The following is an 8969-nucleotide window of genomic DNA, read 5'->3' as shown; positions in this document are numbered from 1 at the left end:
TTGACGTTGTCACCCGTCTCGGTCTGCCACTTCCCCGCGTCGACGGCCGAGCCCGCGGCCCCGTCGAACTCGTCGGAGAACGTGACAGCGGCCGCTGCTGCCGTACGGGCCGAGGGCTCCGTCACAGGCGTGGGCGCACCCTGCGCCAGTCCGGTGGACAGCGACGCGAGGGCCAGGACCGAGACGAGCGACACCAGCAGACGCCGGGATAAGCGCGGGGAATCCATGACTGTCCCTTCATGAAACATGGCGGGGGGAAAGGGGCGTACATGTCATGCATATGACAGATCTGAACTCGCCCCGCAGGGCACTTAGTTCACTACGTGATTGAAGGAGTGAGAGATGGCCCTGTCAAGGGTTTGGTACGGACCAGCGTCCTCACTCCGTACAGGTGACGCCCTCCGGCGAAGTCCGCAGCTTGCCGAGCAGTCCGCGTAGCGCGACGAGATCGCGTTCGGACAGGTCCGCGCACAGCTCGCGCTCCACGGCGTCGAGTGCGACGTCCGTTGCCCGGAGACGCGAGGCGCCTCCTCCACTTCATCGGTGCGGTCATCACTCACCTCCCTGCGAAGGACTTCGAGATCGCGCCCCCGGCGATCCTTGCGCTGCCGGCCGTCGCCGCGCTCCTGCTGCGGGTGATGTCGGCCTGAGCTCTCGGCGCCCCTGGCCGGGGCGCCGAGCCCGGACTCAGATCCGACCGAGGTCCGAACTGACCCAGCGCTGGGGCCGCATCCGGATCACGACCTGCTCACCGTGGTTGTCCCAGGCGAAGTCGACGTAGCCCGCGACCTTCTCGGCCGGCAGATAGCGCGCCGCCATCTCCTCCAGGTCATCCCGCGTCGCGGCGCGGGTCTCGGTGACGGGCCCCTCGACGGAGACGTAACGGATCGTCGGCTCCAGCCGGTCGACGAGCAGGGAGAACCGGCCCGCCACGCCGATCAGATCGGCCTTGCGCGAGGTGCGGCCGGTCATGACCCAGAGGTCGCCGCCCGGTGCGTACTGGTACCAGACCGGCACACTGAGCGGAGCCCGGTCACTGTCCTGCACCGCCACGGCCAACGCGGCGACATGCGGCTCGGCGAGGAATTGTTCGCGCTCTTCACGGGTGAGTGCCACAGCAAACTCCTTCGTACGGGATCGGGGCCTATCTGCCTGTCCAGTGTGCCCCCGCCCCCCGCACCCGATCGCCGCGTCTGCCCGGAGTGCGTGTCGTGTCGCGTCCCGCCCGCCGAACGAACGGGGAGTTTCGTCATCCTTAACGGGAAACCGCGGAATGAATAATGCAGTACCCCACTGCTGAGACTTTCCGAAATACCGTTCAATCATTGCCGCACATAACGTCACGCCGTTACGCTGAGGCCGCTTCGCCGAGTGGCGCGGCGGCTGCAGCGGCGTCCGGGGAGGGATGCCGACCGCAGTTTTCGGGGGTGCGGAGAAATTCGGGGACGGCGTCGCCCTGCGGGAGAAATGGTTCCGGCATGCGCGAAGCGACCGGTGCTGTTGTGCCGTAAATCCGCCGAGAAGACGACCTGAGCCCTTGCGGGCCCCAAGCCTCGCCACCCCCGGAATTCGTATGAACGAAAGGCAAGGAATACCTGTGCGACGCATAACCTCCGTCCTTCTTTCTCTCAGCGCCGTGGTGGCCGCCTCCGCGTTGTCCGCCCCCGTGGCCGGAGCCGCCCCGCAGGCCGACCGGCCGGGCGCGGTGCCCAGCGGGTGGGAGGCAGTGGACGGCGCCGAACTGGCGAAGATCGCTGGGGAGACGGGCGCCCTCAGGGCCCCCTCCGCCACCGCTGACGGGCTTTCCACCACGGCGGACGAGCCCGAATTCCTCGCCATGCAGTCCGCCCGCAACGCGCAGTTCGTCGCCACCGAGCGGAACTACAGCGCCCCGAACACCGGTGTCCTGCGGGCCCGTTCCGTCGAGTTCGGCGGCTCCTGGGAGACCTTCGCCTTCGAGTGGGACGCGGTCACCGAGACGTACGCCCTGAGGTCCCTGGCCAACGACCGCTATGTGGCCGTCGAGAAGAACTACACCGGCAGCGCCCAGAACGTACTGCGCGCCCGCTCCACCACGGTGAGCGGCTGGGAGCGGTTCGTCGTGTACTACAACGAGGAGCTGGGCCGCTGGGCGCTCCAGTCCACGTTGAACGGTCTCTTCGTCACCATGGAGAACAGCTACACCGGATCGCTCCAGTACGTGCTGCGCGCCCGCTCCACGGACATCACCGGCGCCTGGGAGGAGTTCGTCCTCCACGACGTCGGCGCCTGACGCCGGGAGCAGGCGTTCCGCCCGGTGCGGTCACGGGTGACGCACCGGGCGGTCGCCGGCGTCCCGGTTCACGAGGTGAAGTTCCTCAGCTCCGCGGCCAGCGAACTGATCGCCGCGGGGTTGCGCGGGCTCTCCACCAGGTCCACGTAGTCGAGGACGACGATCCGGTCGTTCTTGATCGCCGAGACGTTGGCGAGCGGCTTGTAGGACTTCAGGAAGCTGCGCTTCTGGTCCGCGCTGGTGTCTCCGTAATCGTTGATCACGATCACCTCGGGGTCGCGGTCGACCACCGTCTCCCAGCCCACCGTCGTCCAGCTGTCCTGAAGGTCCTTCATGATGTGGTCACCGCCCGCCTTGGTGATGATGTCGTGGGGCCCGGCGTACGCCCCCGAGGTGAACGGCTTGTCCTTCCCGTCGTCGTAGAGGAAGACACGCGGGCGGTCGCTGCCGTCCGCGGCCTTCGCCTGCGCCTCGGCGACCTGCTTCCGGAACGACGCGATGAGGGTTTCGGCCCGGTCCTCGACGTCGAAGATCCGTCCCAGGTTGCGCAGGTCCGTGTAGAGCGCGTCGAGCGGTGCCATCACCCCGCGCGCCTTGCCCTGCCCGTTGCGGCACGACTCGCTCAGCAGATAGGACCCGATACCCACCCGGCGGAGATCGGCGGGGGTGAAGCCCTCCCCCTCGCTGAAGCCGTAGTTCCAGCCCGCGAAGACCAGATCGGCATCTGCGTCGAGGACGAGCTCCTTGCTGATCCTGTCCTTCGAGAGCCACTTGGTCTTCTGATAGCCGTCCTTCCAGGGCACGGACGTGAGGTCGCCCTTGTCGTCGGGCATGACGTACCCCGCCATGTGGTCTTCGAGTCCGAGCGCGAACATGATCTCGGTGATGCCGACGTCATTGGTGACCACGCGCCGCGGGGCCTTGTCGTAGGTCTTCTTCTCTCCGCAGTTCTCGACGGTCACCGGGTAGTGGCTGTCGGCTGCGCCGGAGCCGGCCTTCCGGCCGTCCTGCGAGGTGACCTCGGCTCCGCAGCCGGTGAGGGCCAGGGCGGCGGCGAGCGCGAGTGCGGCGGGGCGTGCGGGATTCGGCATGGTGACAGTGGCTCCTTGGGACTTCGGTCAGGCAGCGAGGAGGCGGTCGAAGAGCAGCTGGACCGTGCCGGTCTCCGGGTGCGGCACGCGGTGCGCCCGTACGCCGAAGACGTCGGCCAGCAAGTCGGGCGTGAGGACGTCGTGCGGAGCCCCGGAAGCGACGATCCGGCCGCCGTCGATGACGTGGATGAGGTCGCAGTGGAGTGCGGCGAGGTTGAGGTCGTGCAGCGCGGTGAGGACGGTCAGTCCGCTCTCGCGCACCAGCGCGAGCACCTCCAGCTGCTGCGCGATGTCCAGGTGGTTGGTGGGCTCGTCGAGCACCAGGATCCGGGGCTGCTGGGCCAGCGCGCGAGCGATCAGGACCCGCTGCTTCTCGCCGCCGGAGAGGGTGAGAAAGCCACGGTCGGCGAGATGACCGGCGCCGACACCCGCCAGCGCGGCGTCACACGTCCGCCGGTCCTCGTCGGTGGCCCGGGCCATGGACCGCTGGTGCGGCAGCCGTCCCATGGCCACGACCTCGGTGACCGTGAAATCGAATTCGGTCACCGCCTCCTGGGGAAGAGCGGCGAGCCGGCGGGCGCTTTCGCGCGCACTCATCGCGTCCAGGTCCTCGCCGCCGAGCCGGACCGCGCCCGCCGAGGGACGCAGGGCCCGGTAGACGCACCGCAGCAAGGTGGACTTCCCGCTGCCGTTGGGCCCGACGAGGCCGACGAACTGCCCCTCACCGGCTCGCAGCGTTACCTCGTCCACGAGTCGCGCGCCGGCGATCTCGACCGTCAGGTCATCGACGTCGATCCGCATCACGCGCCTCCGAAGGTATAGGAGCGGCGGCGCATGAGCAGGATGAAGCACGGTACGCCGATGACCGCGGTCAGGACGCCCACGGGCAGTTCGGCCGGTGCGAGCACCACCCGGGAGAGGATGTCCACCCAGATCAGCAGGACGGCGCCCGCGAGCGGCGCGACGGCCAGGAGCCGGCGGTGGTCCGCACCGACCAGCATCCGTGCGGCATGGGGAACCATCAGACCGACGAAGCCGATGGCACCGCTCACCGCGACGACCGCGCCCGTGACGGCCGCGGAGACGAGGAACAGTTCCTTGCGCAGCCTTCCGGCGTCCACCCCCAGCGCGGCGGCGGTCTCGTCGCCCATCGCGAGGGCGTTGAGACGACGCGCCGACCACGCGAGGTGGGCGAGCCCGGCGAACACGGCTGTCGCCGCGATCGGCACAGAGGCCCAGGTGGCTCCGCCGAGGCTGCCGAGCAGCCACATCATCGCCGAGCGGGCCGCCTCGCCGCGTTCGGCGGCGAACACCATGAAGGTGGTGACGGCCGAGAAGCCGTAGTACATGGCGGTGCCTGTCAGGACGAGCCGCAGCGGGGTCAGGCCGCGGTCGGTGCGTGCGACCGCGTACACCAGCACCATGGCGAGAAGGGCGGAGAGAAAGGCCGCCGAGGACAGGGCCCAGATTCCGAACGCGCCGAACGCGCCGAAGATGAGCACCGCGTTCGCGCCGACGGCCGCGCCCGAGGAGATTCCGAGGACGAACGGGTCGGCCAAGGCGTTGCGGACCATGGCCTGCACGGTGACGCCGATCGCCGAGAGGCCCGCGCCGACGACCGCCGCCAGGAGGGCTCGCGGAAAGCGCAGCTCCCAGACGATGGTGTAGGCCGGGACCTGGTCGGGGGCTATGGGACCGCCGGTCAGCCCGGCCCAGAGGTAGTGGAGCACCTCGCCCCAGGAGAGTCCTGACGCCCCCGTTCCGGCGCCGAAGGCGAGGGACACCGGGAGCGCGACACACAGGCAGGTGACGAGCAGCGGCAGGGACACGCGCTTGGGCGGCGCGGGGCCGGCGGCGGGGGCGGCCCGCTGCGGCGCGACAGGTATGCGTTCGAGGGAGGTGGCCACGGGCGGATCGCTTTCGCCTCGGGCCGTGCATCTACGTATCCAAAGGAGCGGCCCGGGACTCGGGGCCCCTGCGCAGCACCTCTCGCAGTCCACGGCGAATTGACAGGAGCCAACACCACCGCGGGAAATCGGGCTTACGGAGACCTGTAAGGGCTCCGACTACCGTTGCGGGTCAGCGCCGGATTTCGACCGGACTTCCCCCGCGGGGCGTCTGCAGCTTAGCGCGTCATGGTTCCGGCCCGTCAGAAACAGAAGAAAGGCCGCGGTGAAGCGGCGACATCGGATTCATCGCTGCCCGAACCCGCCGTGCCGCAACGGCAGTCGGCGATTGCGGAAGAGGTTGCCGGAGGCACCGGTTGTCGGCGTCACCACCGCATGTGAGAGATTGGCACTCCTCTTGTGAAGGCCCCTGAACAACTCCGGGCGGCCGGGAGCGAGGGATGCGGGGACCGTCCGTGGCGGATGCGGGCGCTCCTCCCAACATGCTTGCAAACAGGGCGAGTTGACCACGTTCGGACCCAAGGCCGACCTCGGTCGAGGGAGGGATTCCGGTGATAGCATCCGGGCATCTGCGATCTTGATCCACTTGATTCAGATGCTGATGTGCGATCGGCGGCCTGCTCTCCACGCAACAGCGGCCGGGCAGTACCGAGCGGCCGTGTCGCGCGTCCTCGCGAGGTGTGTCCGTCGCCGTCCGCCTGCCATGCGCCGGGAAAGGTTTCCATGATTCAAGATGCACTCGTGTGGTGCTTGGTCGCGGTGGCGGCGACAGCCGTTGTCGCCGTTGTGGCACTCGCCGCCCGTAACAGGGCCCTAGGGGCGAAGAAGCAGCAGACCGAGGCCGAGCTGAGACGCCAACTGCACATATCCGACAGTCAACTCCATCTCACGCGAGCGGAGTTGCAGACGTTCAGGAACGAGCAGGACCGCACCCTCCGGGAGGCCAAGGAGGCCGCGGAGGAGAACACCAAGGCGGTCCTCAAGGGAGCGGCCAGCTTCCTGCAGAGTCTCGCGGCGGAGCAGACCACGCTCCTGGACGGCGTACAGCGGAAGTACGGCGGCCACGCCGTACTCAGCGATCTGCTGGAGGTCAACCACGCCAACGCCCAGATGGCGCGCAAGGCGCAGGGCATCGCGGTGATGTGCGGTGCGCCGCTCGGCCGCCGCAACAGGCCCGCCAGCGTCTACGACGTGGTGCGCAGCGCCCAGGGACAGATCCGTAACTTCCACCGGGTCGCCATCATGCAGCAGACCGGTCTCGCGCTGAAGGCGTCCGCGGTCGCACCCGTCGCCCTCGCCGTGGCCGAACTCCTTGACAACGCTGCCAGCTTCTCCCAGCAGGACGCTCCGATCGAGGTGACGTTCCAGCGGGTCCAGAACAACCTGTGCATCGTCATCGACGACGCCGGGGTCAGCATGAACGACGAGGACCGGCAGCGGGCCACCGAGCTGCTGTCCGGCGATGTCGTCCCCCGCCTGTCGCAGCTCGGGAACCAGCCGAAGTTCGGTTTCCCGGTGATCGGCCTGATCGCGCGTCAGTACGGCTTCAAGGTGGATGTCACCGGAGTCTCCCGGTACGGCGGCGTCCGGGCCGTCGTCCTGCTGCCCGAGGAGCTGTGGACCATGGAGGAGACGCCGCCGGCCCAGGAGGCCGCCGTCAGCAGCATCCTGCGTACCGAGGGCCGGGCCCCGGCCGGGACGACGCGTACGACGCACGGCCTGCCGAAGCGCGGAGCACGCCAGGCGCCCATCGCGAGCGTGCCCGACCCCGAGGTCACCCGGTCGGCGTCGCGGGCTCCCGAGGAGACCCGCCGTGCCTCCGGACGCAGCCTGGGGGCCTTTCAGCGCGGCACGCTCTCGGGCCGCAACCTTGATGCCACGTCGCTCGAAGGGTCCGAAGACGCATGACCGCCGACCTGTCGTGGATGCTCGAGGACATCGTGCACAACGTGCCCCGGGCACGGCACGCCGTCCTGCTGTCCGCGGACGGCCTTCCTCGTGGGGCCACGGACGGCCTGGCCGAGAAGGACGTACGTACCATCTCCGCCGCCATGGCCGGGATGCAGTCGCTCAGCCGGGCCACGGCTCACTTCGCCGGACCGGAGGAGGACCGGCAGTGGAACCAGACGATCATCGAGTTCTCCCACGGCTGGAGCTTCCTGATCGGAGCGGGGCAGGGTGCCTACCTGGCCGCCGCCGCGGCGCCCGATGTGGACATGCAGCAGATCTCCTTCCGTATGCACCGCCTCGTCGCCCGGCTGGGCAACAACCTCACCTCACCGCCGCGAGTGAACACCGACGACGACGCCGGTACGCGCGCCACCGGCCCGGCCCGGCGTGAGAGCACGGGCTCTTCCGGGTTCGTGCTCGCCGACCTCGACCAGGTCGTCGCCGATGTGCGGGGCGCCCGCCACGCGGTGCTGCTGGGGGCAGACGGTCTGCCCCGCGGGGCGACCAGCGGGCTGAACAGGGACCTGGCGGACACGATCTCCGCGGCCATGACGGGCATCCACGCCTACAGCAGGGTCACCTCGCAGTTCGCGGGCGTACTGGAGGACGCCGAGTGGCGCCAGACGGTCATCGAGTTCCAGCACGGCTGGATCTTCCTGATCGCGGCCGGCACCGGCGCCTTCCTGGCCGCCGCCGCCGAGCACGACTGCGACATCGAGGAGTTCACGACGCGCCTGCACGAAGTGATCCCCAAACTGACCACGCCGGCAGCACACGGAGAGGGGCCGGGCCATGCCTGACGAGCCCGAGCAGGAACTCGAGCTGACGTCCCCGTTAGTACCCCTCTTCGTGATCACGAACGGACGGGCCCTGCCCCCGGACCACGAGTACGAGCACACCACCCTGGTCATGGCGGCACAGGACGCGTCGGCCGCGGCGCGCATCCTGTCCCCGGAAGCGGGCCAGGTCATGGATCTGGTCGCCGACGGCTTCCTCTCCGTGGCCGAGGTGGCCGGCCACACGCACCTGCCGCTCGGCATCGTGCGCATCCTGCTGGCGCAGTTGGAGGAGGACAGCCTCATCCTCGTGAGGAGGCCGATACCGCGCGCCGAACGTGTCGACAGAGAACTGGTCAGCGCCGTGCTCGAAGGCCTGAAGAATCGATTCGGAGCGTAATTCGTGTACCTGGATCCAGATGTCTCCCACGCGGTGAAGATCCTCATAGTGGGGCACTTCGGGGTCGGGAAGACCACCTGCATCGGAAGTCTCTCCGAGATCGAGCCGCTTCGGACCGAAGAGGAGATCACCGAGGCCAGCGAGGGTTTCGACGACCTGTCGGGCACGCCTCACAAGAAGACCACCACCGTGGCCATGGACTTCGGCCGCCTCACCCTCAGCGACACGCTGGTCCTCTACCTCTTCGGAACGCCCGGTCAGGAACGTTTCAAGGAGATGTGGGAGGAGCTGTCCCGGGGCGCACTGGGCGCGCTCGTCCTCGTCGACCCCGAGCGGCTGCACGAGTCCTTCCCCGTCCTGGACCTGGTCGAGAGCTTCGGCCTGACGTACGCCATCGGCGTCAACCACTTCGAGGGCACCACGGACTACCCGCTCGACGAAGTCCGCGAGGCGCTGAACCTGGCTGCCGACACCCCCGTCGTGAAGTGCGACGTACGCGACGAGGCCACCTCGGCGCAGGCACTCATCACTCTCGTCACACACCTCATGTCCCTACTCGGCTAGGAGCCCCCG

Annotated in this window: 10 protein-coding genes and 1 pseudogene; 6 read left to right on the top strand and 5 right to left on the bottom strand. The window is 68.8% G+C overall.

Features of this window, described 5'->3' with window-relative positions; all coding sequences use genetic code 11:
• Positions 1–227 (bottom strand): annotated as a pseudogene (locus tag AC07FA_RS33930) (1,3-beta-glucanase); the annotation flags it as partial.
• 279 nt (positions 228–506) lie between these two features.
• Between AC07FA_RS33930 and AC07FA_RS33925 the strand changes: the two are divergent.
• The gene (locus tag AC07FA_RS33925; protein WP_479080198.1) at positions 507–650 is read left to right on the top strand and encodes a hypothetical protein; all 144 of its coding nucleotides are present in this window, start codon (positions 507–509) and stop codon (positions 648–650) included.
• 37 nt (positions 651–687) lie between these two features.
• On the opposite strand, the gene AC07FA_RS33920 is transcribed toward AC07FA_RS33925, so the two are convergent.
• Positions 688–1116 carry a pyridoxamine 5'-phosphate oxidase family protein gene (locus tag AC07FA_RS33920; RefSeq protein WP_479080197.1) on the bottom strand — a complete coding sequence of 143 codons (429 nt, stop codon included), beginning with the start codon at positions 1114–1116 and terminating at the stop codon, positions 688–690.
• A gap of 490 nt (positions 1117–1606) precedes the next feature.
• Between AC07FA_RS33920 and AC07FA_RS33915 the strand changes: the two genes are divergently transcribed.
• Entirely contained in the window at positions 1607–2272 is a 666-nt protein-coding gene (locus AC07FA_RS33915; RefSeq protein WP_479080199.1) for a fascin domain-containing protein, read from the top strand.
• A gap of 68 nt (positions 2273–2340) precedes the next feature.
• Here AC07FA_RS33915 and AC07FA_RS33910 read toward each other — a convergent pair whose 3' ends face one another.
• Genes AC07FA_RS33910 through AC07FA_RS33900 form a run of 3 tightly spaced genes read right to left on the bottom strand, consistent with a single transcriptional unit; the run spans position 2341 to position 5270 of the window.
• Positions 2341–3363 (bottom strand): ABC transporter substrate-binding protein, encoded by a 1023-nt coding sequence (locus AC07FA_RS33910; protein ID WP_479080196.1) that lies wholly within the window; start codon positions 3361–3363, stop codon positions 2341–2343.
• Between the two features lie 27 nt (positions 3364–3390).
• Entirely contained in the window at positions 3391–4164 is a 774-nt protein-coding gene (locus AC07FA_RS33905; protein ID WP_479080195.1) for an ABC transporter ATP-binding protein, read from the bottom strand.
• Positions 4164–5270, bottom strand: a complete 1107-nt coding sequence (locus AC07FA_RS33900) for a FecCD family ABC transporter permease (RefSeq protein ID WP_479080194.1) — start codon at positions 5268–5270, stop codon at positions 4164–4166. Before AC07FA_RS33900 ends, AC07FA_RS33905 begins: the two co-directional genes overlap by 1 nt.
• A 723-nt stretch (positions 5271–5993) precedes the next feature.
• Here AC07FA_RS33900 and AC07FA_RS33895 point away from each other — a divergent pair.
• Genes AC07FA_RS33895 through AC07FA_RS33880 form a run of 4 tightly spaced genes read left to right on the top strand, consistent with a single transcriptional unit; the run spans position 5994 to position 8960 of the window.
• Complete coding sequence (locus AC07FA_RS33895; protein ID WP_479080193.1) at positions 5994–7178, top strand: ATP-binding protein; 1185 nt, start codon at positions 5994–5996, stop codon at positions 7176–7178.
• A complete protein-coding gene (locus AC07FA_RS33890) occupies positions 7175–8020 on the top strand; it encodes a roadblock/LC7 domain-containing protein (RefSeq protein WP_479080192.1) in 846 nt (281 codons plus the stop codon). The genes AC07FA_RS33895 and AC07FA_RS33890 overlap by 4 nt, the downstream gene beginning before the upstream one ends.
• Positions 8013–8396, top strand: a complete 384-nt coding sequence (locus AC07FA_RS33885; protein WP_479080191.1) for a DUF742 domain-containing protein — start codon at positions 8013–8015, stop codon at positions 8394–8396. Before AC07FA_RS33890 ends, AC07FA_RS33885 begins: the two co-directional genes overlap by 8 nt.
• Before the next feature lie 3 nt (positions 8397–8399).
• Positions 8400–8960, top strand: coding sequence for a GTP-binding protein (locus tag AC07FA_RS33880; protein ID WP_479080190.1), 561 nt, complete (start codon positions 8400–8402; stop codon positions 8958–8960).
• The last annotated feature ends 9 nt before the right edge of the window (positions 8961–8969 follow it).

The organism is Streptomyces sp. NPDC045968 (genome assembly GCF_056430475.1).
This window is presented reverse-complemented; position numbering and strand designations above follow the sequence as displayed.

Coding starts and splice junctions, on each gene's coding strand:
- AC07FA_RS33890 (WP_479080192.1), top strand. CDS start 7,175: ATGACCGCCGACCTGTCGTGGATGCTCGAGGACATCGTGCACAACGTG.
- AC07FA_RS33905 (WP_479080195.1), bottom strand. CDS start 4,164: ATGCGGATCGACGTCGATGACCTGACGGTCGAGATCGCCGGCGCGCGA.
- AC07FA_RS33910 (WP_479080196.1), bottom strand. CDS start 3,363: ATGCCGAATCCCGCACGCCCCGCCGCACTCGCGCTCGCCGCCGCCCTG.
- AC07FA_RS33895 (WP_479080193.1), top strand. CDS start 5,994: ATGATTCAAGATGCACTCGTGTGGTGCTTGGTCGCGGTGGCGGCGACA.
- AC07FA_RS33885 (WP_479080191.1), top strand. CDS start 8,013: ATGCCTGACGAGCCCGAGCAGGAACTCGAGCTGACGTCCCCGTTAGTA.